Source organism: Streptomyces sp. RLB3-17 (assembly GCF_007113425.2).
Classification (GTDB): Bacteria; Actinomycetota; Actinomycetes; order Streptomycetales; family Streptomycetaceae; genus Streptomyces; species Streptomyces mirabilis_D.
The window spans coordinates 6,076,777-6,102,414 of the sequence record NZ_CP041610.2 but is presented as its reverse complement, the minus strand read 5'-3'; the positions used below and the strand labels follow the sequence as shown (position 1 = coordinate 6,102,414).

Annotated in this window: 18 protein-coding genes and 2 pseudogenes; 10 read left to right on the top strand and 10 right to left on the bottom strand. The window is 69.4% G+C overall.

The genetic code is table 11. The annotated features are described in order from the left end of the window. Positions 1–220: 220 nt before the first annotated feature. Together FNV62_RS27685 and FNV62_RS27680 are read left to right on the top strand one after the other, a co-directional pair. Positions 221–649: a hypothetical protein gene (locus FNV62_RS27685; protein WP_143651731.1), complete on the top strand. Its 429-nt coding sequence runs from the start codon at positions 221–223 to the stop codon at positions 647–649. A 282-nt stretch (positions 650–931) separates the two neighbouring features. Then, the gene (locus tag FNV62_RS27680) at positions 932–1,222 is read left to right on the top strand and encodes a hypothetical protein (RefSeq protein WP_211179038.1); all 291 of its coding nucleotides are present in this window, start codon (positions 932–934) and stop codon (positions 1,220–1,222) included. A 654-nt stretch (positions 1,223–1,876) separates the two neighbouring features. Here FNV62_RS27680 and FNV62_RS57620 read toward each other — a convergent pair. After that, positions 1,877–1,982, bottom strand: a pseudogene (locus FNV62_RS57620) (VapC toxin family PIN domain ribonuclease); the annotation flags it as partial. 388 nt (positions 1,983–2,370) lie between these two features. Between FNV62_RS57620 and FNV62_RS27670 the strand changes: the two are divergent. Beyond that, positions 2,371–3,348, top strand: a complete 978-nt coding sequence (locus FNV62_RS27670) for a TolB family protein (RefSeq protein ID WP_143627439.1) — start codon at positions 2,371–2,373, stop codon at positions 3,346–3,348. On the opposite strand, the gene FNV62_RS27665 is transcribed toward FNV62_RS27670, so the two are convergent. From FNV62_RS27665 to FNV62_RS27655, 3 genes are all read right to left on the bottom strand, one after another. Next, entirely contained in the window at positions 3,336–3,923 is a 588-nt protein-coding gene (locus tag FNV62_RS27665) for a hypothetical protein (protein WP_143627437.1), read from the bottom strand. The two genes, FNV62_RS27670 and FNV62_RS27665, sit on opposite strands and share 13 nt — an antisense overlap. A 162-nt stretch (positions 3,924–4,085) precedes the next feature. Continuing rightward, entirely contained in the window at positions 4,086–4,634 is a 549-nt protein-coding gene (locus FNV62_RS54685; protein WP_225900874.1) for a GtrA family protein, read from the bottom strand. 270 nt (positions 4,635–4,904) lie between these two features. Beyond that, entirely contained in the window at positions 4,905–5,534 is a 630-nt protein-coding gene (locus FNV62_RS27655) for a hypothetical protein (protein ID WP_143627435.1), read from the bottom strand. A gap of 136 nt (positions 5,535–5,670) precedes the next feature. On the opposite strand from FNV62_RS27655, the gene FNV62_RS27650 reads away from it, so the two are divergent. From FNV62_RS27650 to FNV62_RS27635, 3 genes are all read left to right on the top strand, one after another. Then, on the top strand, positions 5,671–6,348 hold the full coding sequence (locus FNV62_RS27650; protein WP_054231319.1) for a response regulator transcription factor: 678 nt from the start codon (positions 5,671–5,673) through the stop codon (positions 6,346–6,348). A 61-nt stretch (positions 6,349–6,409) separates the two neighbouring features. Continuing rightward, on the top strand, positions 6,410–7,780 hold the full coding sequence (locus tag FNV62_RS27645) for an ATP-binding protein (protein ID WP_225900873.1): 1,371 nt from the start codon (positions 6,410–6,412) through the stop codon (positions 7,778–7,780). Between the two features lie 652 nt (positions 7,781–8,432). After that, positions 8,433–11,207: a SpoIIE family protein phosphatase gene (locus FNV62_RS27635; RefSeq protein ID WP_205522525.1), complete on the top strand. Its 2,775-nt coding sequence runs from the start codon at positions 8,433–8,435 to the stop codon at positions 11,205–11,207. Between the two features lie 551 nt (positions 11,208–11,758). On the opposite strand, the gene FNV62_RS27625 is transcribed toward FNV62_RS27635, so the two are convergent. From FNV62_RS27625 to FNV62_RS27605, 5 genes are all read right to left on the bottom strand, one after another. After that, the gene (locus FNV62_RS27625) at positions 11,759–11,899 is read right to left on the bottom strand and encodes a hypothetical protein (RefSeq protein WP_164331760.1); all 141 of its coding nucleotides are present in this window, start codon (positions 11,897–11,899) and stop codon (positions 11,759–11,761) included. Positions 11,900–12,103: 204 nt separating this feature from the next. Next, a complete protein-coding gene (locus FNV62_RS27620) occupies positions 12,104–12,358 on the bottom strand; it encodes a hypothetical protein (RefSeq protein WP_060898228.1) in 255 nt (84 codons plus the stop codon). A 481-nt stretch (positions 12,359–12,839) separates the two neighbouring features. Then, positions 12,840–13,226 (bottom strand): winged helix-turn-helix transcriptional regulator, encoded by a 387-nt coding sequence (locus tag FNV62_RS27615; RefSeq protein WP_143627433.1) that lies wholly within the window; start codon positions 13,224–13,226, stop codon positions 12,840–12,842. A gap of 239 nt (positions 13,227–13,465) precedes the next feature. Next, positions 13,466–14,143 carry an SDR family NAD(P)-dependent oxidoreductase gene (locus FNV62_RS27610; protein WP_143627431.1) on the bottom strand — a complete coding sequence of 226 codons (678 nt, stop codon included), beginning with the start codon at positions 14,141–14,143 and terminating at the stop codon, positions 13,466–13,468. Positions 14,144–14,429: 286 nt separating this feature from the next. Beyond that, positions 14,430–15,131, bottom strand: coding sequence for an SDR family NAD(P)-dependent oxidoreductase (locus tag FNV62_RS27605; protein WP_143602401.1), 702 nt, complete (start codon positions 15,129–15,131; stop codon positions 14,430–14,432). Between the two features lie 167 nt (positions 15,132–15,298). Between FNV62_RS27605 and FNV62_RS27600 the strand changes: the two genes are divergently transcribed. The 3 genes from FNV62_RS27600 (at position 15,299) to FNV62_RS27590 (ending at position 21,763) form a co-directional block, all read left to right on the top strand. Next, positions 15,299–15,997 (top strand): TetR/AcrR family transcriptional regulator, encoded by a 699-nt coding sequence (locus FNV62_RS27600; protein ID WP_143602400.1) that lies wholly within the window; start codon positions 15,299–15,301, stop codon positions 15,995–15,997. Positions 15,998–16,526: 529 nt separating this feature from the next. Then, positions 16,527–19,445, top strand: a complete 2,919-nt coding sequence (locus FNV62_RS27595; RefSeq protein WP_144315684.1) for an FG-GAP-like repeat-containing protein — start codon at positions 16,527–16,529, stop codon at positions 19,443–19,445. A gap of 167 nt (positions 19,446–19,612) precedes the next feature. Beyond that, on the top strand, positions 19,613–21,763 hold the full coding sequence (locus tag FNV62_RS27590; RefSeq protein WP_143627427.1) for a protein kinase domain-containing protein: 2,151 nt from the start codon (positions 19,613–19,615) through the stop codon (positions 21,761–21,763). A gap of 372 nt (positions 21,764–22,135) precedes the next feature. Here FNV62_RS27590 and FNV62_RS27585 read toward each other — a convergent pair. Then, positions 22,136–22,267 (bottom strand): annotated as a pseudogene (locus tag FNV62_RS27585) (RNA polymerase sigma factor); the annotation flags it as partial. A 243-nt stretch (positions 22,268–22,510) separates the two neighbouring features. On the opposite strand from FNV62_RS27585, the gene FNV62_RS27580 reads away from it, so the two are divergent. Beyond that, positions 22,511–25,519, top strand: a complete 3,009-nt coding sequence (locus FNV62_RS27580) for an FG-GAP-like repeat-containing protein (RefSeq protein ID WP_143627424.1) — start codon at positions 22,511–22,513, stop codon at positions 25,517–25,519. Positions 25,520–25,638 lie beyond the last annotated feature (119 nt).

Genomic DNA, 25,638 nt, shown 5'->3' with positions numbered 1-25,638 from the left:
GGACCACCCCCAGACAGAGTCAGGGATGCAGCTGCACTTCAGAGCTGGATACCTCGCCGCCGAACACGCGACGCCGACCCTAGCCGCTCGCACTGACAAGCGAATCCCCCCAGCGGTCAGGCCCGCGGCGATAACATCGGGCATGCCTGTCTCCTAGAGATCCAGCGCCGACGCCTTCGCGGAGATCTTGCAGCGTCGCGGTGTCGAACCCGAGGCGGTCGTGGACGTGGAAGCCGCATGGCAGGCATTCGAGGAGTTCGTACAAGTCTCACTCACCGGCATCGAAGGTCCGGAAAGCGATGGCGACTGCATCATCGCCCAATGGGGCAAGTGGGACTGGAACGAGGAGCAGCCAACGCTGTCTTTCGGCCGACAGCTGGCGGTCTCGGAAGGTGACCGGCGTGATCCAGGCTGGCAACCGGCCTATTGGTTGGTCGAGCTGGAGCTGCGCTTTGCTGACGATCCGGCCTGGTCCGATATCGACAGTGTCGGCCTGCAGGACACCGGAATCGACGCTGCCGAGATCGGCGCTCCCAGGACCGCCGTGCTCGCGGACATCCATCGTCTGATGCACTCATACCCGCAGCTGGCAGCCATGTGGCGGGCTCAGCCGGTACGAAGCCGCGTTGCCCTGGAGCGCAACGATTGACCCACTCCGGTGGGATCGCTGGTGCAGCTCGATCCGTCTCAGTTTCCGTCTCATTCAGCCACAGCCATGACCGTTCACAGGGGTCCAGGGCATCTCGTCGAGCGCTTCGGCGGTCCGGGGAGTACGCAGGTGAACGGCGGTGAACGACCCCCACCGCTCCACCAACACAGTTGGAAAGCGTGTGGAGGGCGACGTGCGAGCGCCTCAACCCGCTTGACATGGTTGAACCGTCATGAGGTGATCCACCCACTGTGATCCTTGGGGGAGAGTCTTGTGTTGTACATGGCCGTGACGCTTGCTGGCGCCGATTCACCGAGTGAACACCTCCAGCTGGCCGCCTTCACGGCGATGGCAGCGGTCGTCTTCATATGGCTGGGGCGGAGGCAACGCCGCACCGGGCGCAGCCTGGTTGCTCCGAACGAGACGATGAGAGCAGGCGATCGGCTGATCCAACCGCCGCCGCCCAGCCGCGGCCACCGAACCGCCGGGTGCGTGTGGATCGGCGTCGGGGGCATCTTCGTCCTGCCAGCGGTGTTCAACGTCGTGGCGGCGATCCGCCAGCTCATCGGCTAAGCGTCCGGGCGGCCCTGACCGGTTGCGCTGGGATACCAGCGCACCACAACCGCACCAGATCGGGCGGGGAACAGCGGGGAATCACGGTGAGTGCAGCCAGGCCCGACGACAACGCACCTCATCCGTTCGCCCAGGTCAGCTCCCAGACCAGCGGCAAATGCCCGCAGCTTCCCAAGCTGAGAGTGCGAGTTCGATTCTCGTCACCCGCTCCATGAGGAAACCCCAGGTCAGCGACCTGGGGTTTGTGTTTTGCCGGAGGTTGTCCAGCAGTTTCCGGCCCGCCGGGCACACGAAGATCGGGCGGCGGAGGGCACGGGTTCCGGGCGGCAGCCGTGGCCTGACCCTGTCGGGGATCTTGAGGATCCCCGGTGGACCAGCATGATCAGCGGGGGATCCCCCGGTCGAGGTTCTGGCGAACCCTCGGCAGCCGACCTCGACGATCGAGATCCCCGACAGAGTCAAGCTTGGACGCACCGCTTCCAACCTCGGAAGGCGGGCTCGGACGGCGGCTTCGCGGTTCGGGCGGGGACCGCTCCGCGTCAGGAGGCCTCAGCCCGCTGTTCCTCCGCGAGTCTGGATGTCGTTGTGTGCGCAGCGGAGGTGATGCCGGCCGAAGTCTCTTTCAGCGGCTGGGGCTTCGGTGCCGGAAGCCCGTCACGGCGGCAGATCGTCGGGCAGGACTCGGAATGCCTTGTGACGGCCCAAAAGCCGTATGGCCCTCGGCACGGAAGTCACGCCGGTCGAGGGTGAGGATCGCGTTACCTGTGCCGCACGCATCGGACGGGATGCCCCTGCACGGGTGTCGGAGGCGTCCTACGGCCCAGTTGCTGACTGTGTTGACGGTGATCGGTGCGGCGACCTGCGATTTCGGCCTGGAACGATCCCATCGGCGGCCTGTCGGAGTGCATGGCGTCTGCCCACGCAGGCGGGTTCAGCGCGTCGGCGCCCATGCCTGACGTTTCTTCATCTCATTTGACCCGCTATTGCACAGCTGTGACAGCGAGCGCACAGCCCTGTCACCCCCTGTTGGAAGACTTCTCTCATCGCGAAGGGCGGCAAGCCGACGGACCGGTTCGGGTCCCGGGGACGGCAGGCGGTTCCCGCGAAACTCTCATCGCAGCGTCATTCACGTCCCTGGGGGAACCTCGATGTCCGCTCGTAACCGTCGGACCACCGCAGCCGTCACCACTGCAGGTGCCGCCGCACTGCTCACCCTGTGCGGCACGGCCGCAACCGCGATGGCCGCACCGTCCTCCGGCGGCGACGCCAAGGGCAGTGCCGCGATGGTCGCCGCAGCCGCGTCCGCCCACACGGTCACCGTGCCCAGGGGACTCACCATCAGCGACGGCACCCGCCACGTCGTGGTCAACGGCAAGTCGATCGACTTCGGCACGACCGTCCGTGACCTGGCCTGGAACCCCAGCGGCAGCAAGGCCGCCTTCATCGACGGGCACGGCGACCTCGTCGTCTCCAACCCCGACGGCAGCCACCGCGTCACCGTCGCCGCCAACCCGGGCGGACAGACCTGGTCCCACCCCACCTGGCAGGTGACCGCCGCCGACCGGACGAACCAGATCCCCGCGAAGAACAACCTCATCTTCTCGGCCAAGATCCACGGCAGCACCGTCCTGGAGGGCGTCAAGGCCACCAGCAACCACGGCAGGCCGACCAAGATCAGCCTGAACGGCGAACCGGGAGACGGCAACGTCCCCCAGACCAACAACACCTGGCCGAATGTCGGCGGCAGCTACGGCTCGGCCGTCTACGAGAACACCCACACCGGCGAGGTCTACATCCGCGACGACTACCTGCGGCAGCAGGGCGGCGCGCTGACCAAGGGTTCCGAGCCCGCTCTCTCCCCCGACAACGAGGAGGTCGTCTTCGTCCGCTCCGTCCACGGGCACGACCACCTCTTCGTCGAGGACTTCGGCGGCTCCACCAATGTCGTCAAGGACGTCACCCCCAACGCCGGCACCGACTACACCGAGCCCACCTGGTCGCCCAACGGCAAGACCATTGCCTTCCGCGCCCCGACCGGTACGTACACCATCACGAAGACCGCCCACGGCTTCGGCAAGCCCGTCAAGGTCTCCAAGCACACCGGCCTGCCCGCCTACCGCGGCTGACCGCCACCCAACCGGCCGCCGGAGCGGGCGAGTTCAGCCTGGAGTTCGGGCAGGTGCTGGTCGGCCGTGTCATGCGGCAGGTACTCGACCACATCGAGAAATCGGAACAGAACCTGGGTCTTGGTGACGGCGAACTCGTAGTCGCCGTACCCCACCACGGCACCCATATCGCCACGAACAGTGCCCCGGACGACATGCGCGGTCATGTCGTCCGGGCTTTGTGCCGTCAGCCCCCGCCGCGCGTTGGGGCGCGCCAGATACGGGCAGACCATCGAGGCGTAGAGCATGCACGCGCGGTGCCCCGGCGCCTCCAGGGTCGCCGCCATGTTGCGGTACGGCCGCCCGGCAGCAAGCGCCTCGCCGATCGCGGAACTCTCCGCGGCGCCCACCACCCGCCACACCGGACCCTTGGGGATCAGGGTGTTGCAGACGGAACACAGCCGCTGTCGTGCGCACTCGGCGCTGCGCGCGTAGTCGGTGAGCGCGAACTGTGGCTCGCCGCCCTCCCACGGGGTGATGGCGGGTACGGGATAGCCACGGCTGTCACGAGGTCTGGCCTCGACGGTCGCCGGCATGGGAACGGAATCGAATCGCACACCCCATGGTGAACCAGATGGCCTCGCCACCGCGACGGTTGTCGGGCATGTACGAGCCCTGTGTCCACCTCGCACCGGATGAAGGACGCGGTCGTGCGGACAAGCGCGGTCGACAGCAAGCTGAGAGGTTGTGTCTGGCGATCAGAGCAACAGGCGTTCGGTGATCTTGGTGTTGGTCGGGCCGTCGGCGATGGGGGTGGGGACGTCCTTGTCGCGGACCGTCAGTTGGTCGAGGAGCGCGCCCGCGGTGTCGTCGTGGGGCCGGGGTGCGATCCGGGTCCCGTCATGGGCGGAATCGGCGAAGACGAACAGCCGCAGCACCAGGAAACGTCCGGTTCCCGCAAGCCCGGCGGCGCTGAGGTAGACGGCCTGCTCGGAAAAAATCCCCGGCGATGGCCGCACCATGTGCAGAACGGCCATCGCGGCGCAGGTCACCGCGTAGGCGGCAGCGGCCGACCCCGCGGACTGCCAGTGCCGGCGCCATCCGGCGCGCCGCCCGGACCCGAAGGCGAAGCGCGCGTGGAGCTCCGTACAGAGGACGGTGGAGGCGGCGGTCATCAGCGCGTTCGCCACCATCCAGGACATCAGAGCGGCGCACAGCGACACAGCGGCACTGGAGACCACCCCGACACCGCCCCCGCACAGGACGAAACGGGCGAAGGCAGTGGTCGGACCGGGAACGACCGGGATCCACCGTGCGTCGTTCCGGTCGGTCGCCGTCCGCCCCGTACGCGGCGTGGCACCTGTGCCACACCGTGTTTCGCGCGCCGTCTCCGGCTTCGGCGCGAGCGGCGACTTCATGGGTTTCCTTCCGGACGTGGCAGCTGTGAGCCGAGGTCGCTGTGAGCCTCTGGGCGGGCTGGGTCGGCCCATGCCGTTGCGCGTTCGCGGCGCCGAGGCGGCGCCCCCCCCCGAGCCGAGGGTGGGCCGCGCCGCACCCTCGGCCCGGGGGCCGGGCCGTCAGCTCGCCGTGTCCGAGGTGGCCGGCGCGACGGTGTTGCCGGTCACCGTGCCGCCGGCACCGTCGATGGTGACCAGGTGCCGGACGCCGTCGGTGCCCAGCACCTCGACCTCCCACGCGCTTCCGCCACCCTGCTCGGCGACCACGCGCAGCGCCTCCGTCTTGCTGTCGGGAACCGCCTTGCCGGCCGCCTCGATCGCCGCCGCGGCCGAAACCGCCGGCAGCGGCGCGGGCGCGAGGGTCCCTGCGGCGCTCTGACCCTCCTGACCGCTCTGGCTGTTCTGGGTGCCCTGGCTGTTGCCGTCGAGCCTGGATTCGCCGTGCCGGCCGCCGCGACCGCCTCGTGCCTGCCCGTATGCGCCCTGCCGGTCGTCGCGACCGTCCGCCCGCCTGTGCTCTGCCGCAAACCGGCCGTGGTCACCCTTTTCGCCGTGGTCGTGGTGGACGACCACAGCGGCGCCGGCCGCGGCCGCCAGGAGGACCGCGGCGCCGAGGACGGTCCCACGACGCCGGCTCACCCGGGGGAGGCGCGCCCGGAAGATCTTGGCCGACTTGGCGGACTTCGGGAGCTCGACCGGTGAGTCCGGCGTCGACTGGGGCTGCTGCTGCGGCGGTTCGGGTTGGGACATGCTCGGGCTCCTGATCGCCTCGACCGGCCCGGTGCCGGCGGCTGCGATCAGCTTGGAATGCCGTTGCTGAAGCCAGGCTGAAGGTGGCTGAAGGCGTCTTCAGCCACCGTCTGTCCGGCGTGCGAGGCTGTATGCCGTGCGCGTACTGGTGGTCGAGGACGAGAAGCGGCTGGCCGCCGCTCTGCAGCGAGGTCTCAGGGCCGAGGGTTTCACCGTCGATGTCGCCCACGACGGGAACCAGGGACTGTGGCTCGCCCTGGAGCACAGCTACGACGTGGTCGTACTCGACATCATGCTGCCCGGCCTCAACGGCTACCGGGTCTGCGCCAGGCTGCGCTCGGCCGGGAGCGTCACACCGATCCTGATGCTCACTGCCAAGGACGGGGAGTACGACGAGGCCGAGGCGCTGGACACCGGTGCCGACGACTTCCTGTCCAAGCCGTTCTCCTACGTCGTCCTGGTCGCCCGGCTCCGCGCGCTCCACCGTCGCACCGGCCACCGGCTCCCTCCGGCGTTCCGGCTCGGTGACCTGGTGATCGATCCGGCCGGCCACACATGTGTCCGCGGCGGCACCGAAATCCGGCTCACCGCACGGGAGTTCGCCATTCTGGAGTACCTGGCCCGCCGCACCGGCGAGGTGGTGTCCAAGCGCGAGATCCTCGAACACGTCTGGGACTCGGCCTTCGAGGCGGACCCCAATCTCGTCGAGGTCCACGTCAGTGCCGTACGCCGCAAGATCGACACCGCCTTCGGGCGCTGCGCCCTGGAGACCATCCGCGGCGCCGGGTACCGGCTGGCGGCCGACGGTGGCTAGACGACTCGTCCCCCGCGTCGGCGAGATACCGGCAGCGATCCGGCGCCTGCGCTGCGCCGCCGTGAGGCTCGTACGACATCCGTGGCCGGGATCGGTGCGGGCCCGGGCGACACTCGGGGCGACCGCGGTCGTCGCCCTCGCACTGACCGCGGCCTCCGTCGCGCTGTTCGCCATGCTGCACGCCGACCTCCAGCGCAACGCCAACGACGCGGCCACCGCGCAGGCGGACACCGTCGGTCAGCTGGCCGCCGAGGGCAAGCTGCCCGACCTGCTGCCTCTCACCCACGGCGCCGACTTCATCCAGGTCGTCGACAGCAGTGGGCGCGTGGTGGCCGCCAGCCAGAACCTCGTCGGCCGCCCGGCCGTCGCCCACCTGCGCCCCCACGAGGGCAGGCTGCGCGCCACCTGGTCCGGCGAACCGTTCGGCGAAGGACACCGCCAGCGGATCGTCGCCGTCACCGCCCAGACCCCCGGCGGCGCGGTCACCGTGTACGCGGGCACGTCACTGCGGGACGCGGACGCGGCCGACGAGATCACCAAGGTCGCGCTGGGCATCGGCACACCGCTGCTGCTGGCCACGGTCGCCCTGGTCACCTGGTGGGTGACCGGCCGGGCCCTGCGCCCGGTGGAAGCCATCCGCTCCGAGGTCGCCGAGATCACCGGACGCGCTCTGCACCGCCGCGTCCCGGTACCGGCCGCTCAGGACGAAGTCGCCCGCCTCGCCCGCACCATGAACGCCACCCTCGACCGCCTGGAGGACGCCGTCGTCCGCCAGCGCCGGTTCATCGCCGACGCCTCGCACGAACTGCGCAGCCCCATCACCGTCCTGCGCACCCAGTTGGAGGTCGCCCTCGCCCATCCGGACCCGGCCCTGTGGCCCGACCTGGTCAGAGACGCCCTGGAGGACACCGTCCGGCTCCAGGACCTCGCCTCCGACCTGCTGCTCCTCGCCCGTCTGGATGCGGCCGAGCCGGTCAGCCGCATCCCGCTGGACATGGCCGAACTCTGCCGTACGACCGTTGCCGCGCGGCACGGCGACCGGCTCCCCATCGACACCAGGCTGCAACCCGGCCTCACCGTGGAGGGCAACCGCGGCTGGCTGGTCAGACTCCTCACCAACCTCCTCGACAACGCCCAACGGCATGCCGATCGCCGCATCGAACTGGTGCTGCACACCGACCAGGACGCCCGCCTGGCCGTACTGGAGGTGACCGACGACGGACCCGGCATTCCCGATGCCGACCGTGAGCGGATCTTCGAGCGCTTCACCCGCCTGGACGACGCCCGCAGCCGGGACCTCGGCGGAGCGGGCCTCGGGCTGGCCATCGCCCGCGACATCGCCCATCAGCACCACGGCACTCTCCACGTCGAACCCCACCGCAACGGCGCCGGCATCGTCGCCCGCCTCCCGCTGTCGCCATCAGGGCCCTGAAGCGGACGCTCGGGTCCGACGGCGATCGCCGCATCAGCCCCGCGACTTCGAGTGCATCGCCGCCGTGCCCAGAGCGTGCCCTCAAGAGCGGTCGACCCCGGTCAACAGCAGCACGTTCCTGCGCCCTCGGACGCCTTCTCGGACGACTGCCCGTTCATCCGCTCGGGTTCGGCGAGACGAACGCGGACGCGGAGGGCGTCGAGGTCGACGTTTGACCCCCGCCGGCACACGCATCACCTGGACGATCCGCCCAGTCCTCTTCGTGCCGCTCGCAACGGTGCCAGGGACCCCGCCCTCGCTGTCCCACAACCGCACCGTAACCGCACGCACTGACAACCCAGAGGCCGCGTTACAACTTCGCAAGGAAGCCGCCCGCGGGCCAAAGACACGCCTCCGGCGGGGATCGGCCGGCAACGGGATGGAGGGGGCGCCGTCACGGCTGCGGCCCTGTCACAGATCGGAGCTCTGTCCGGTCCATTACACAAAATGCACAAATCTGGTCGGATTGATCTCAGCAGGATCCGGCCGAGGTCGTCCACGTCCTGCCGGGACACATGCCGCCCCAGCCGTCCACCCCGCCGTGGTCCTGGTCGCCGCAGCCGCAACCGACCTGCGTGAGAACGACAGCCACCTGGGTGAGGAGGACAGCTCGATGACCAGCACTGACATGGTGACCCTTGGTAAGCGATCGAACACGCGTGAGGTATCCGCGTCGGCGGTCGCGATGCTCGACGAGCGCGGGACGGTGGTCGCTTGGACGCAGGCCGCCGAGCACCTTCTCGGGTACTCCGCCGGGGACGTGGTGGGCCGGTCCGGCGCACTCGTGCTGCCGTCTTCCGAGGAAACGCCGACGATATCGGCGTTCATCGAGCAGTGCCGTGCCCAAAGCGACTGGTCGGGCACGATAACGGTGCGCCACCGCGACGGCCGCATGCTCGACATCAACCACCGGATCTCGATGTTGTGGGGGCAGGACGGAACATTCCGGTGGCTTGTGTCCGTCACCGACATCGGCACGCTCTCCCGCGAAGCGAGAAACGGATCGGTGCGGGAGTCGCTTCTCACCCACGCGCCGATCGGCATCGTCGTTCGTGACCAGCAGCTGCGCTGCGTCTGGGTCAACGACACGATGGAGCGCCACGACGCCATATCCCGTGACCGGCGGTTCGGCCGACGGCTCGTCAGTTCAATGCCCGGCAGCGAGGCCGAAGCCCTTGAGGCGGTGATGCGGCGGGCGCTGCGGAACGGCACCACCGCGGTCCACGAGTACCGGGCGTGGCCGACGAAAGATCCGCGCCAGGAGCACGCGTTCTCGGCCTCGTACTTCTGCCTCAAGGACGCGGACGGCAAGACACTCGGGGTGTGCGGCATGAGCGTGGATATCACCGGCAGTCAGCGGGCGCGCGAGCGCCTCGCCATCCTCAGCCAGGCCGGCACGCGTATCGGCAGCACCCTGGACGTCATGCAGACCGGGCAGGAACTGGCCGACCTCGCCGTGCCCCTGCTGGCCGACTACGCCTACGTCGACCTGGGGGAATCCATCCCGTTCGGCGAAGAGCCCTCGCCCCGAATCGACACGATGAGCGATCGCCCTACCGTTTTCCTCCGCGCCGGTCAGGCCTCGATCCACCCAGGAACCCCAGAATCGACCTTTGCGCGAGGGGAGACGGTTTTCGTCCCCCCGATCTCGCCGCTCGCCGACGTGCTGCGCACGGGAAGGTCCCACCTGGAACCGGTGCTGGACGCCTCCCCCGGGACATGGGTCGACCAGGATCCAGCACGGGCGCAAAAGATCCGTGAGTACGGGATTCACTCCCTGATGATCGTGCCCATCATTGCGCGGCGCGCCGTCCTGGGTATCGCGCTGTTCCTCCGCACCGAGGACCCCGTTCCGTTTCACGAGGATGACCTGCTCCTCGCCGAGGAGCTCGTCACCCGGGCCGCGCTGTCCTTGGACAACGCCCGCCAATACACCCGCGAACACACCACGGCCCTGGCGTTGCAACGCAACCTGCTTCCCCACCGTTTGACGGGCGGCGCGGCGGTCGAGGTGGCCTGGCGCTACCTGCCGGCCGACACGGAAGCCGGCGTCGGAGGCGACTGGTTCGACGTGATCCCGCTGTCCGGCGCCCGGGTTGGCCTCGTCGTCGGTGATGTCGTCGGACATGGCATCAACGCCGCCGCGACCATGGGCACGCTCCGCACCGCCGTACGCACGCTCGCGGACCTGGAGATGCCCCCCGACGAACTGCTGGCCCACCTCGATGACACCTTCCAGCGACTGGCCGAGCAAGACGCCGACGCCCCGGACCAGACCCCCGCGGTTGTAGGCGCCACCTGTCTGTACGCCGTCTACGACCCGATCACGCGCCGGTGCACCATGGCACTGGCCGGGCACCCCCCGCCCGCGATCATCGGCCCACAGGGCCAGGTCACCTTCCCCGACCTGCCCACCGGAAGCCCGCTCGGCATCGGCCTGGGCATCCCTTTCGAGGCCGTGGAGCTGGAACTGCCCGAGGGAAGTCTCCTCGCCCTGTACACCGACGGCCTGATCGAAACCCGCGACCACGACATCGAAGAGGGAATGCGCCGCCTGGGCACCGCCCTGGCACAACCCAGTCGCTCCCTGGAAGACCTGTGCACCCGAGCCACGGAGACCTCCCCTGGCCAGGCACCGTCCGACGACATCACCCTGCTCCTGGCGCGGACGCTCTCACTCAGCCCCACCCAGGTCGCCTCCTGGACGCTGCCGAACGACCGGACCGCTGTCCGCAGCGCCCGGCACATGGCAGCCCGCCGGCTGACCGAATGGGGCCTGGAAGGTCTCCAGGACCCCACGCAACTGATCGTCAGTGAACTGGTCACCAACGCCGTCCGCCACAGCACCGGCCCGATCGGACTGCGTCTGATCCGGCACCAAGTCCTGACCTGCGAAGTATTCGACACCGACGCCCACTCCCCGCGTCTGCGTCACGCACGCGCCATCGACGAAAACGGCCGCGGCCTGTTCCTGGTCACCCAGCTGTCCCGCAGATGGGGCACGCGCTCGGAATCGGGCGGCAAAGTCGTCTGGGCCGAACAAGACCTGGACTCCTTAACCGCGAGCATCGGGCATGCTCCGCTGCGGGGGACACTCCGGCCGCCACAGCGGGGCCGTCTGTGGGCCGTCCTCGGGAGACCAAGGACGGCCAACGACGACAGAGGGAGCCCACGGCATCTGAACTGGTCGGAGCCGTGGGCCTGCTCTGCCTCGCTGGAACGCATTGTCGGGTGGTTCATGCGCCACCCGGGAATCGCTCCGTCCACCAGGGCCGCCAGCGGGAGTCCAGTTCGGCCAGCTGGGCGTCGTCGAGGTCGTAGGTGCTCAGGATCGCCATGGCCACGCCGTTCGGCTTGCTGGGTGATGGGTCCGCACTGGACACGATGAGGAGTCCGTTGCCCCAGGCGTCGACCGTGATGCCGAGTTGGTGGCCGGAGCGGAACCACATGTCCCCTGCGACGTCCTCGCCGAGCAGATTCCTCTGGAACGGGGTGCCCGCGGCGATGTCCGCGAGGTCGAGTGCGTCGATGAGGTGCACCGCGTTGTCATTGCCGCCGACGAACGAGAGTGTGCGGCGGACGGCGCCGGGGTGGCGCTCGACGGCGAACTTCAGCTGCTGCAGGAAGGTGACCCAGCCTTCGGTGACGTCGTCGTAGTAGGCGTCCCGGTCCGGGTCGTCACCACGGGGGACGCGGGTGAGCGTGACCCGGGTGCCCTCGCCGTGCGGTTCGAGCCTGAATTCGTCGCCACCGTGCAGTGTCAGCGTGCGTGCGGAGGCGTTCTCCACCGTGTCGGTGAAGAAGATCAGGTCGATCTCGCCGGGCAGGCCCTCGTAGTCCCAGCCCATCCAATGGCGGATCTTGTCCTTGGACCGCAACGCATCCCACACCACGTCCACCGGCGCCGCGATGGTGACCTCGATCCGCGGCCGTGCGTTGTCACTCATCCGATCCACCTTCTGTCACGACGGGAGCCGGGTGGCCGAGGGCGACCATCCGGTACGGGCGGCCGTCGGCGGAGTCGTAGCGCTCGACCACCTGCCCCACCGCGACCGCCAGCTCTTCGGTGTCGTAGCTCACCTTATGAAGTGCGGGACGACCCAGCGCACGAGACCCACGAAGCGACCGCAGGTCAGAGCGCTTCCTTGTTCACCTTGGCGGCTTCCCCCGACTTGTGCACTGGAGGCACAACACTCCACGGGAAGTTGATCCACCCACCGTTGGACAGCACCCCGCCCGGGCCGTCTCTGGGCCAGCTAAGTCGCAGGTCGCAGCGTTGGTCGACTACACCTCGTTGAAGCCACGCGACGCGTCGTAGATGTCAGCCTCGATGACGACCACGAAGAAACTCGTCACGACGTAGTGGACCATGACGCGGTCTTCCCAGGCCGCGCGCGTCACAGTGTCGGTCGTGTAGGCAAGGTGGCTGCCGGCGCCTTCGGGCTCAGCTGCGATCCTGTCGACGAGCCGCTGGAACTTTTCCCGATCTGCCATCGGCATGTAGTCACGGAACCGCACAACCTGCTCGGTGAACTGCACGCGTCTCTTCATCGAGGCAGGATTCTATGACCGCGGCGTTGGCCCCTGCAGGCAATATCGATCGGGGCCTACTCGCCTGCCGGCGGCTCAGGCGACGGTCTCTTTCGGGATGTCGGACACGGGGCCGGATTGTCCATCCCCAGGATGGTGCGGCAGTCGCGTGCCGGATCGTGCGGGGAACCACGGGAACGGGCACCGACCCCGGGTGGGAGCAGGGCTCCCACACCACTCCGCCGCAGGTCAGCGCAGCAACTGCCCCCAGAGGGCCCAAGCTTCCCAAGCCTGATGGGCAGTTGACGGACCCGGCGGCCGGTGGCGTTGAACACCGCGTTGCCGATCGCCTGGCTGTCGGCGAGTTCGGCGCTGATGACCCGGCCCGCGTCGTAGACGCCGACCAGCTACTGGGACGAGGCATCCCGGCAGCCGCGCGCTGACCGCCGAGTAGGGCGCGACGGCTTGCCGCCTCCCCGGACGTACGGCTTCAGCAGCCGGTCGGCCGACTCGGCTCCGGCAGACGGGTCTTCGCCCACTGTGCGAGCTCCTTGAGCGCAGGCTCCAATGCCGCGCCCGCTTCGGTCAGTCGGTAGGACACCCGCAGTGGCGGACCCTTGTCCACCTCGCGCACGACGAGTTCCGTGGCGGCAAGCTCGGCCAGGCGGTTGGAGAGCATGCGCTCGCTGATTCCGGGGATCGCCCGACGCAGGTCGGCGAAGTACGTCGGTCCCGTGATCAGCACGGACACGATGGGGCCGTTCCAGCGCTTTCCGAGGAGTTGGAAGACGCGTGTGATGCCCTCGTCGACCTGTGTACGGGTCTCCGCATCGTGACGGGCTGCGCTGTCGCGGGCCCGGTGCGTCGGCCGATTCATACGCCGAGGCCGTGGCGCGATGCCGCGGTCATGTCGGCGAGGATGCGTGGGTCGAGCGCCGACTCGGACATGGCTCCTCCGTGTGGATACCCGGCGCGTGCGGGTGCGGGTGCGGCGTGGAGGGGTCCATGGGCGGTGTCCCGGCCGCCCTCGCCAAGACAGCGGTCCCAACTCGTTCGTGTGGCAAGGCGGTTCGACATACGAACCGACTCCGCACCGGCAGGACGATCAGTCGTGGGTCAGCCTCTGAATGTTCGTTCGGCCTGGTCCCGGTTGGTGGTGTGCAAGTCCCAGTAGATGGGGGCGAGTTGGTCGGCCGTGGCCTGCGGTCGGCCGTAGAAGGTGGGGATGCCGATCGTCACGTCGAGGCCGATGTGGGCGGCTTGGATGCCGGTGTCGGCAAGCTCCTTGTGCAGGTTGATCGCCCAGTTGCGCAGTGCGGCCGCGGCTGTGTCGACATTGGCGGTCGGCGGTTGGGGGTTCATGGAGCCCGCGCCAGTGGTGAACAGCAGCGTGCCGGTGCCGGCCTCGCGCATCGCGGGCAGCACCGCCTTGGTGGCGGCGATGGCGCCGTAGAGGTGAAACTCGATCTCGTGCTGCACGTGCACGAGATCGGTCTCGGCCGGGGTGGTCATCGCGCTGGTGTCGAGCCCGGCCAGCGGGGAGTATTCCAGGACGTCGATCCCGCCGAATTGCGCTGCGGCGTCCTTGAGCGCCTGGGTGAGGGCGTCGCGATCGAGTACGTCCGCGGGGAACGCGGCGGCGGTGATGCCCTCGGCGGTGAGGGTGCCCACGAGATCGTCGAGCTTGGTGCGGTTGCGGGAGATCAGGGCGACGTCGTAGCCCTGGGAACCGAAGGTACGGGCGATGGCCAGACCCAGCTGGGGGCCGGCTCCGACAATGGCGATGCTGGTCACAGCGATCCTTTCAAAGCGGGGTGGGGGTCTTTCAAAGGGGTGGGGGTCTTTGCTGCCATACCGTCACCACCACCGGGGGTTCCGGTTTCGTCAGGACGGATCGGCCGGTCGCCGGGCTGGACGTGAGAGGGACCGTTGGCTCTCTCTGTTTCCTTGTGAGGCTCCGCACGATCCACTGGCACACGCCAGGCACATGTGCATCAGAGCGGAAGCCCTCTTCTGGGATCGCGACGCGGCGTGGCGGGCCGCGGCGCGATCAGGGTTCGACGAGGGAGCTGGTGCGGTGTCAGCCGCGGGGGAAACCCTCGGCATCGAGCTTGAAGACGAGCTCGGCCTCGTCGCGCTTGGTGGTGTGCAGCTCCCAGTACATCGGTGAGATCTGCTCGGGCCGGGCCGCCTCGACGCCAGGGAGGACGGAGACGCCGATCGACGAGTCGATGCCGACGTGGGCGGCCTGGATGCCGGTGCCGACCAGTTCCTTGTGCAGGTTCATCGCCCAGTTGCGCAGCGCCGCCGCGGCGGCGTTGACGTTGGCGACCCGCGGGTCAGGCCAGATCGAGCCGGCGCCGGTGGTGTAGAGCAGGGTGCCCGCGCCGGCCTCGCGCATCGCCGGCAGCACTGCCTTGGTGGCAGCGATGGCCCCGTACAGCTGGAAGTTCATCTCGAACTCCACATGGGACGGTTCGGTTCCGGCCGGAGCGGTCAGCGTGGTGATGCCGAACGTGCCCACTGGGGAGTACTCCAGGACGTCGATCCCGCCGAATTGTGCTGCGGCGTCCTTGAGCGCCTGGGTGAGGGCGTCGCGATCGAGTACGTCCGCGGGGAACGCGGCGGCGGTGATGCCCTCGGCGGTGAGGGTGCCCACGAGATCGTCGAGCTTGGTGCGGTTGCGGGAGATCAGGGCGACGTCGTAGCCCTGGGAACCGAAGGTACGGGCGATGGCCAGACCCAGCTGGGGGCCGGCTCCGACAATGGCGATGCTGGTCACAGCGATCCTTTCGTAGAACGCCGTCGAGGAGACACGAGCGGCGCTGAAGAGACGGGGAGATATGGAAAGGGCTATCCATTTCGAGATCCGGATAGCCCTTTCCGGTTCACTGCAACCACCGTAGCACACGAAATGGATAGGGCTTTCCGATTGCTAGACTGCCCCTCATGAACCCCGGCGACCAGCACTCCGACGCCCCCGCGGCCCAGCCTGTGCGCAGTGACGTCGAGCGCAACCGGGGGCGGATCCTCGCTGCCGCGCGCACCGTGTTCGGACGCGACGGCCTGGGCGCCTCCATGGCCTCCGTGGCCCGCGAGACAGGCGTCGGAATCGCCACCGTCTTCCGTCACTTCCCCACGAAGGAGGCGCTGGTCGCAGCCGTCTTCTCCGACCGCATGGACGCCTACGCCGACGCGGTCGCCACCGCCCTCGAAGACCCCGACCCCTGGCACGGTTTCACCGGCTACATCGAGGCCGCCTGCGCGATGCAGGCCGCCGACAACGGCTTCGCCGACGTCCTGACCATGACCTTCCCCACCGCCAAGGCCATGGAGAAGCGCCGGAACGAGGCGTACGAGGGCATGGTGCGGCTCATCGGCCGCGCCAAGGCCACGGGCCGGCTGCGCGAGGACTTCGACCCCTCGGATCTGGTACTGCTGCACATGGCCAACCTCGGCGTCGTCAACGCCTGCGGCGACGCCGCTCCGGACGCCTGGCGACGCGTCGTCGCCCTGATGATCCAGTCCTTCGAGGCCCCGGCCCGGGCCCCCCTTCCCGCCTCGCCCGAGCACGACGACCTCTACAGGGCCATGCTCCGCGCCGTCCCGGCGGGCGACTCCGCCCGGAAGCCGGAGCAGAACCGCTGACCTCCTGAGCCTCTCCGTCAGCTGACGGAGGGCGATGCCGACAGGTTCTGGTCAGCGGCCCCGCGGATCGTGGCCCAGCGCACCGTCGCCGGCACCGCGCGATGTGACGAACCCGCGCGGGTGCCAACGCACCGCTGATCACCGCCACCTCTGATCACCGTCCGCACCAGCCGAGGGAGATCCACCGAGGTTCGGCTCGCCTGCACAAGCCGCCCCCGCACAGGCCACTCCCCACCCTGAAGGTCATGCACAGGTAAAATGCTAGGATCCGGCCACTTGCCTGGGGGGTGTCGGAACGTCAGCTGTGCCGTGGGTCCATGACCTGCGGCTCAGCGGCGCGCGCAAGTCTCTCCAAGCCTTCGCCTACCGTCCTTGGAGAGGTCCTGAATGGGCAGACGCGCGCTCGTACGAGGCGCCACCGCCGCAACCGTCTCCTTCACGCTGGCTCTCGGCCTCGGCTCGCTGACCGTCGGCAGCGCGCACGGTGGAACGGTCACCGGAGAGGTGCTCGTACCGGCCCGCCACGGCCATGGTTCCCCGGACGGGCCTGCTGAGCGCGGGGCCCTCGGGGTTCCTCCGGTACGAGGAGGGGCTGGGCCAGCTCTGGACGACGTACGACGGTGTCGACACGGTCGTCGACGCATCGGGCACGGACGTGTACGGCGTCACGAGTGCCGGCGCCGGCTCGGACGTCGTCGCCCGCTACGACACCTCCGCCAGGACCGTGACGCTGCGAAACATGACGTCCGGCCAGATCAGTACGGTCGCGCTGCCCGACGGACACTTCTACTTCAGCGCCCTCGGGTCGACGGTCGTCACGACCGCGGGAACCCCTGGAGCCGACAGCACGTGGCATCTGCTGGACGCCCGGGCCGACGGCTCCGTCTCCGACCGCACGGTGCAAGGCGTCCCCTCCGGCGTCCATCTGCAGTCCGCCGCCGGGCTGGGCGACGCGCACGGGCAGGTCGTGCAGTACCGCAAGGGCGACGACATGGTCACCGGGTGGCTCGACGTCGAGCAGGGGCGCTTCACCGCCCTGCCGTACACCGTGCAGTCCTGGAACTACCTGGTCGCGCTCAGCCCCACCCACCTGGTGTGGTACTACGACGGCACCCTGCACGTCGCCTCCCGCCAGGACCCGGCCGCCGCCGTGCGGACCGTGCGGGTCGGCGAGATCTCGCAGGTGCTGGGCCTGGTCGGCGACAACGTCATCGTGTCCCGGTACGACTCCTCCCTGGGCCAGAACGACACCTACCGCGCGGTCTCGCGGGTCGAAGCCGTCCCCCTCGACGGCTCCGCGCCGCGCACGCTGCTGGCCAGGACGTCACGGCAGGCCGTGCCGACTCCGGACGGCGGGCTCCTGGTCGCGGGCGGCGCCGACACGGACCACTGGGGCGTCTCCCTCATCGAGGCGGCCGAGGGCGGCGGGGTCACCGTACGGAGGATCGCGGACGCCCACCCGCGGCAGGCCGCCCACACGGTCTCCCAACTGACGCTTGCCCAGGGGCGGTTGACCACCGTGGAGACAGACCCCGTGGGTGACTGGTCGTATCTCCACACCCGGGAGACCGGCGTGGCCGACTCCCCCACGGCGGGGGCACGCACCACCCGCGGCCGTATCGTGCTGGAGAACTACTCGGGAAGCCGCCCACGTCTCCTCGACACCGGCGACGGCCGGACGGTCGTCTCCGGCTACGGCACGAGCGCCGCCCAGCAGCCCCAGCTCCTCGGGGCCGACCGGTCGCTGCCCGGCACCCGGATCGACAGCTCCCGCAGCTACCAGACCGCGACCGCCGCGGGCGGCCGTTTCGCCGCGCTGACCAGGCCGTACGACAGCAAGGGAGTGGCGGAGACCCGAGTCGTCGACCTCGACTCCGGGCGCACGGTGTTCACGACGACGGACAGCGTGCGGGCGATCTGGGGCACCACCGTGTGGGTGATGTCCGGCAACGACACCGTGGTCCCCTACGACCTGCTGACCGGGAAGCAGGGCGAGCCGGTGTGGTTCGGGCGCGGCTGCCTGCTGAACGACTTCCAGGCGGTCGGCCGGTGGCTGCTGTGGAACTGCGTGCTCAACTCGGAGGGGCAGGGCGTCTACGACACCGTCACCAAGCGGAATCTGACGCTCGTGTCGGGCTCAGGCTGGGAGCAGGCGCAGCTCGGCGACGGCTTCGTCGCGACGGTCGAGGCCGGGCAGCTCAAGGTGATCGACGTCCGCGGCGGGACGCCCGTGTCGCACACCGCCGGGGAGTTCGAGGGGAACGCCTGGGACGTCGACCCGTACACCGGCGTGATCGCCCAGCTCCGTTCCGACAACGCCATCCGTCTGACCTCCAGTGACGTCCCCGTCTCCGCCCTCGTCCAGCGCGACGCCACCGTCGCCGCCTCGGTGGACGTCAAGGGCGGCGCCGCGCCGTGGAGCCCGAAGTGGTGGCTGAACAAGCCCGCGGCCTCCTGGAAGCTCGTGATCGGCAACAAGGCCACCGGTGCGGCCGTCCGCACCCTCTCCGGCGGTCTGTCGCGCGGTGTGGTGAGCCCGGCGTGGAACGGCAAGGACGGTTCCGGCCGGCTGGTGCCCAACGGCGCCCACACCTGGACGCTGACCGTCACCCCCGCGGACGGGCAGGGCGCGGCGCTGACGAGGACGGGCACGGTCAAGGTCACCGGAGCCGCCGCGGTCCGCCGCGACTTCGTCGGGTCGGACGGCTTCGGCGAGCTGGTGACGCTGAACGGCTCCGGTGGGCTGACGTACCAGTACGGGACGGGCAAGGGCACCTTCACCGGGAAGCTGACCGGGAGCGGCTGGGCGACATCGATCAAGGCCGTGCCCTTCGGCGACCTGAGCGGTGACCGCTGCAACGACGTGCTCGTCCGATTCAGCAGCGGTGCGTTGCGCGCCTACCGGCCCGCGTGCGGGGCGGCCGTGACGCCTTCCACCGCGTACACCTCGCTGGGCAGCGGCGGCTGGCAGCAGTACGACGTGCTGACCGCGCCCGGTGACGTCAGTGGTGACGGCCGACCGGACCTGATCGCCCGCAACACCTCCACCGGCACCGTCTACCTGTACAAGGGCACCAGCGCCGGGAATCTCTCCGCCCGCGTCAAACTCTACGACAACTGGAAGACGTACAAGAAGATCGTGGGCGCCGGTGATCTGAACGGCGACGGCATCGGTGATCTCCTCGCGCAGGACAAGGCGAACAACCTGTACCGCTACGACGGCACCGGCAAGGGCACTTTCAAGGCCCGCGTGAAGCTGTTCGGCAACTGGGGCGGCTCGTACGACGCGATCGTCGGCGTCGGGGACATCACGGGTGACGGTAAAGCGGACATCGTCTCCCGCGACACCTCCGGCGCCGTCTGGCGCAACAACGGCAACGGCAAGGGCTCCTTCGGCGGTCGTACGAAGATCGCCACCGGCTGGCAGGGGTACAAGGGCCTGTTCTGAGCCGCTTTCGAGAGGCGACGGGTCATCGGGACGCAAGGCGCGCGTTCCGATGACCCGTCGCACGGCTCAGGGGCACCGGTACGTGACAGGCGCGGCTCCGTGTCCGGGGCGGCAGGCCCTACTCTGATCCCCGTGAGGCAGGCAGGCGCTGGGAAGGATGATCGGCGATGACGCCCCTGAGCACCGGGGACCCGGAGTCCATAGGCGGGTACACCCTTCTCGGTCGGCTCGGGGCGGGCGGCATGGGAGTCGTCTATCTGGGAGTCTCCGCCTCGGGACGGCAGGTCGCGGTCAAGCTCGTGCACGGGCCGTACGCTCAGGAGGAGGAGTTCCGGACGCGCTTCCGGCAGGAGATCGAGGCAGCGCGCAGAGTGAGCGGCGCCTTCACCGCGCCTGTCGTGGACGCCGACCCGGACGCCGACCGGCCGTGGATGGCGACGCTCTACGTGCCGGGGCTCAACCTTGCCGAAGTCGTGGAGAAGGACGGCCCGTTGAGCCAGCGGGAACTGCGCGCGCTGGGGCTGGGGCTCACCGAGGCGCTGCGCGACATCCAGCGGGCGGGCCTGGTGCACCGGGACCTCAAACCGCGCAACGTCCTGATGACCGAGGACGGGCCGCGCGTCATCGACTTCGGCATATCGCGCGCTTCCGACCACCAGAGCCTCACCGCGACCGGGCGGATGATCGGCACTCCGCCCTTCATGTCGCCGGAACAACTGGCCTCTCCCCGGGACGTCACCCCGGCCTCGGACGTGTTCTCGCTGGGGTCGCTGCTGGTGTTCGCGGCCGTCGGCACGGGGCCGTTCGACGCCGACAGCCCGTATATAACCGGCTATCAGGTGGTGCACGGGACCCCGGACCTCGGCGGCGTGCCCGAAGCGCTCCTGGCCATTGTCGAGCGCTGCCTGGACAAGGACCCGGCCGCACGGCCGGAACTGACGGACATACACCGCATGCTCCAGGCGCTGCCGGAGTCCGACGCCACCGGGCCCCCGAAGACCGGGCAGTCCGCGAAACCCCGGCACCACCCCACTTCTCGGAGCGCGGCCACGACCTCCGCGGGCGCCGCGTCCGGCATCGGTACCGGCAAGCGACGCCGAGCCCGGATGCTCCTCACCGGCCTCGGTGCGGTGCTGGCCGTCACGGCGCTGTGTATCGGGGTGGGTGTCTTCGTGTCCGATTCGGACACCACCACCGCCACCGCCACGGCCACGGCCGGCGCCCACGCCGCGTCACTGCCCGACGGTTGGCGGCCGTGGCAGACGAAGCTGCGGTACGACCTGAAGGGTGTCCCTCTCGACTACGACAGCCCTGGATGCGTGGTGGAGGGAAGCGCCCTGTTCTGTGGCGGTACGGGTTTCACGGCCGCCAGGATCGACGCGGCCTCCGGCCGCACCCTGTGGCGGACCGGCACCCGCCCTCAGGGGGCGCAGCCGATCGGCGTTCGCGACGGGCTGGTCTACATGTACGAGGAACCGGACGAGAAGACCAGGCGCATGGTGGCCCTCGACGCCGGTACCGGGCACCGGCAGTGGCAACGCGACATCAACCCGTCCGAGGAGGCGGTCCTGTACGACGGCGGACTGCTGACCCTGTCTCCCGACTACTCGTCGTTCGTGGCTTACGGGCCTTCCGGCAAGGAACTGTGGCGGGCACCCTCGCTGGACGAGTACTGCACTCCGTCGGCGCTGGGAGGCGCCCCCTACGCCCTGTGCTCGAAGGGCAACGAGCCCGGCCAGGCCCCGGTCGAGCTGATGAAGCTCGGACCCGGCAGCCTGACCGAAACGGCCACACTGCCCAAGAAGGCGGAAGCGCTCGGCGCTGTCGGCGGGCAACCCCTGTTCCTCGCCCCCCAGACCGCGAAGGACGTGTACGAAGCCGGGTACGAACGGCCGTACAACGCACTGCTGCGGGTGGCCTCGGAAACCGGGCAGGTCAGACGGATACCGCTGGCACATCCGCTGACCGGCGCGGCCACCCTTGTGGACGGCGTCGTCTACTTCGTCCGGTCCGACGGGTCGGTCACCGCGGTGTCGGCGGACAGCGGCAAACAACTCTGGCGGAAGATGACGGACGTGGAGAGTCTGTCCGCGCCCGCGGTGTCGGCGACGTACAAGCGGGTCTATTTCTCCAACCGCTTCGGCCGTCTGCTGGCACTGGACAGCCGCACCGGAGCGGAGGTCTGGCGCACCTCCGCACTCGACGACCCCGGGGACAAAGTGCAGAGCTACCCGCCGCGAGTGCTGCTCGTCAAGGACGCGATCGTGGCGACGGCCGGCGACACGGCCTTCTCCCGGAGCCCCGACGGGCCCACCTGACCGGCCTGGGGTTTGTTTGTTGTCCAGCCCAGTTCCCTTGCGAGAGGGGACTGCTCTCCAGGAACAGGCAATCACGTGGCCGGCGTCGCGCCTGCCTTGTCCGCGACCCCGACAGCCAGCAGCGCCTCGTCCGCCGAGCCCAGGAAGCCGAGGGACTTCTTGTCGAAGACCCAGACCGTGCGGCCGTCGCGCTCCTTGAAACTCAGGCCGATGCCGGAGCGGCCGGTGTAGTCCTTGGCGTCGGTGACGACCGAGACGCCCGGGATCTTCGCGGCCGCGCGGTAGAGCGCGGCGCCCCTCGTCCAGGGCCGCGGCTTCGGGTCTCAGCTTCTCCCTGAGCCGCCAGGCTTCCAGGAAGGTCAGGGACACCACGTCCTCGGCAGTGCCCCGGTCTGCCGACAGGCGGGCGGCATGACCGTAGACGGCCCGGGCATGTGCGCCGAACAGTTCGGCGAAGGCTTCCGGATCGCCGGCGCGTATCCGGTCACGCAGGGAAAGTTCCACAACCGGCCCTGTCCGCTCGACACCCGTCGTCTCTGTGGCGACGATCACATCACGAGCGGACCCTCCAACTCGCCTCGTGTGCGAACGCAAGGACAGCCGGCCAACCGGTTCGGCAAGGTCATCCGTCGTGCACAAGTGCTAGTATCCGCCCGCTTGTTCGGGGGGATGGGGCCCTCCGTCGGGGAGGGGAAGCAAGTGACTCGTCATACCTTCAGGCGTGGCTCTCTCGCCACGATCATCGGGATGGCGCTCTCTGTGTCAGCCGTGCCGCTGGTGGCGCCCGCGCACGCGGAGACCGCAACGGAAATCACCGTTCCGGCCACCATGGGCACGACTCCGCGCACGGCGTATCTGCAGAGCGCGGGGGCCTCCGGCTTCCTCGAGTACCGCTCCACCGCCGAGGGTTACGGCCTCTGGTGGACCGGCTACGACGGCAGCCGAAAGCCGGTGGAAGGCGGCGAACGACTCGGGCCGCGCACTCCCGGTGCGTACGGCACCGGTTCGGACGTCGTCGCCCTTCGCACGTCCCAGGGCAGTGGGGGGCAAGTCCTGCTCCGGGACATGGGAACCGGTACGACGGAGACCGTGGCCGTCCCGGCGGACCAGCGCTATCTGCAGACGTACGGGCACACGGTCCTGACCGGCACGTCGACGGGTGGGGAACGGACTCGGCTGTTCCTGCTGCGCAACGAGAACGGCAGCACGGTGCAGAAGCCCGTGACCGGACTCCCGGACGGGACGGTCTTCCCCTTCTTCCCCAAGGGTTCCGCCTCCGGCCTCCTCGTCAACTACTACGGCCCGGACCGGGTCCTCCAGTACGCCTGGGTGGATACGGAGACCGGTGCCGCCACGATTCTGCCTCCACTGGTGGCGAACATCGACACCGTGGTGGGATCCGACTACCTGGTCAGCTACAGCGCGTCCCGGGCGCGGGTGTACGCCCAGGGTGCCTACGACGCTCCCTCGCACGAGGTCGCGTTCCCCCACAACTCCGGGGACAAGATCCTCGGCGTCGTCGGTGACGCGCTCGTCGTCGCGCGGCGCAGCGACTCCTCCGTCTGGAGCGTGTCCGCGCTGCCCTTCGACGGCTCCGCGGAGCTGCCCCTGTTCAAGCGGGCGGATCCCGCGACCGTCGTGACCCCCGACGGCGGCCTGGTCCTCGCCGGCGGAGAGTCCTCTCTGGACTACGGCATCGCCAAGGTCGAAGCGGGGGCCGACGGTCTGCCGCGGGCCCGCCGGATCGTGGACCTTCCGGCCGTGCCGATGGGGATCGAGTCGTTCGATCTGAGCGGCGGCGAGCTGACGACCTACGAGTCCGGCGACGGGGCGACGCACCTGTACAGCCGCTCGTTGGCCACGGCGGGGACCCTGACGGCGGGCGCGCGCACGGACCGGGGAGCGACCCAGAGGTGCGGGGTCATGGCCGGGGACTACGGGAGCTGTCCCGACCTGAGGGGTACGGGTGACGGCCGGGCGGTCATCCATGACGCGGCCGGGGAGGTCTCCGTCCTGGACCGGGGTCGGTCCCTTCCCGGCACCGTGTTGGCCTCCGGCCTCCAGGACAACCATGGCCTCGTGGACGTCGAGGGCCGGTATGCGGCCTGGCGTGGGCCCTCGCCCGCGGGAGACGGCCTGATGGTGGCCGATCTGGACACACGGAAGGTCGTGCTCACCCGCACGGGCACGGCCGGTGCGGTCCCCTCCGCCCTGTGGGGGGAGACGCTGTGGACGGCGGCAGCGGACGGCACTGTCACGGCCACGGAGGTGCGTTCGGGCACCACGATCACGTCGTTCCGGGTCGGCAGCGGCTGCGGTCTGAACGACTTCCAGGCGGTGGGACGCTGGGTGTACTGGTCCGGCTGGTGCGATCTTCCCCAGGGCAGCGTGCAGAAGGCCCTCGTGTACGACACCCGCAGGAAGACGCTCATCGCCGTGCCCACCGGCGGGGAGAAGCGCCTGGGCGACGGCTTCCTCGTCACGCGTGACTCCGGATCCGGGGCGCTGACCTTCACGGACGTCACGAGCGGCTCCGCGGTGAACCGGACCCTGGCGGCCAAGGCCGGAAAGTGGGACGTCGATCCGTACACGGGCCTGGTCGGTTACGTGGACCCGGCCTCCCAGGACATCCACGTCCTGCGGAGCGGCATCCCCGCCACGGACATCGCGGTCCTCGGAGCGAGGACGGAACCTTCGGTCGGCCTGGTGGACTCGTCGTCCTCGTGGGACGGCACGTGGTGGCTGTCGAGGCCGGCCGCGTCGTGGACGCTGGTGCTCAGGAACAGGGCGACCGGCGCCACCGTGCGCACCCTGTCCGGTGGCGCCGCGCGGGACGCGGTCCACGCCTCCTGGAACGGCAGGACGTCGACGGGCGCGTATGTGCCGAACGGTACGTACGGCTGGACGCTGACGGTGGCCCCGGCCGACAGGCACGGCGCGTCGGCGACGGCGTCCGGCTCGCTGAAGCTGACCGGTGGTGCTGCGGTGCGACGTGACCAGATCGGGTCCGACGGCATCGGCGACCTGGTCACGCTCACCCCTTCGGGTGCGGTCGCCTTCCACCAGGGTGACGGCGCCGGGAAGTTCTCCACGAAGACTTCGGCTTCGGGCTGGCCGGCCTCGATCACGGTGGTGCCGTTCGGAGACCTGAACGGTGACCGCTGCAACGACGTGCTCGTGCGGCTCAGCAGCGGTGCGCTGCGGGCGTACCGCCCGGGGTGCGGCAAAGCCCTGACGACATCCACGCCGTACACCACGCTGGGAACGTCGGGTTGGAACCAGTACAACGTGCTGACCTCACCGGGCGACATCACCGGTGACGGCAGGGGGGACCTGATCGCCCGCCAGGCCTCCACCGGTGACATCTACCTGTACAAGGCCACAAGCAGCGGAAAGCTCTCGGCACGGGTGAAGATCTTCTCCAAGTGGTCCGGTTACAAGAAGATCATCGGCGTCGGCGACCTCAACGGTGACGGGTACGGAGACCTGCTGGCGCAGGACACGTCGAACACGTTGTGGCGGTACGCGGGCACGGCGACCGGCGGCTTCAGGGCGCGGGTCAAGGTGGCCGACAACTGGGGTGCCACCTACAACGTCGTGGTGGGCGCCGCCGACATCACCGGGGACGGGAGGGCGGACATCGTCTCCCGCGACACCTCCGGCAAGCTGTGGCGCAACAACGGCGACGGCAAGGGCTCCTTCGGTCCTCGCACCGAGATCGCCGCCGGCTGGCAGGGCTACAAGGCCCTGTACTGACCGGCCGCGACAGGTCGCGTCCGTCGTTCGGTCCTCACCGTGAAGTCGGCCTTCACGACCGCGTACGCCGGATCGTGAAGGCCGATTTCGTGCTGGGGGACCGCATGCGCCGGTCGGCG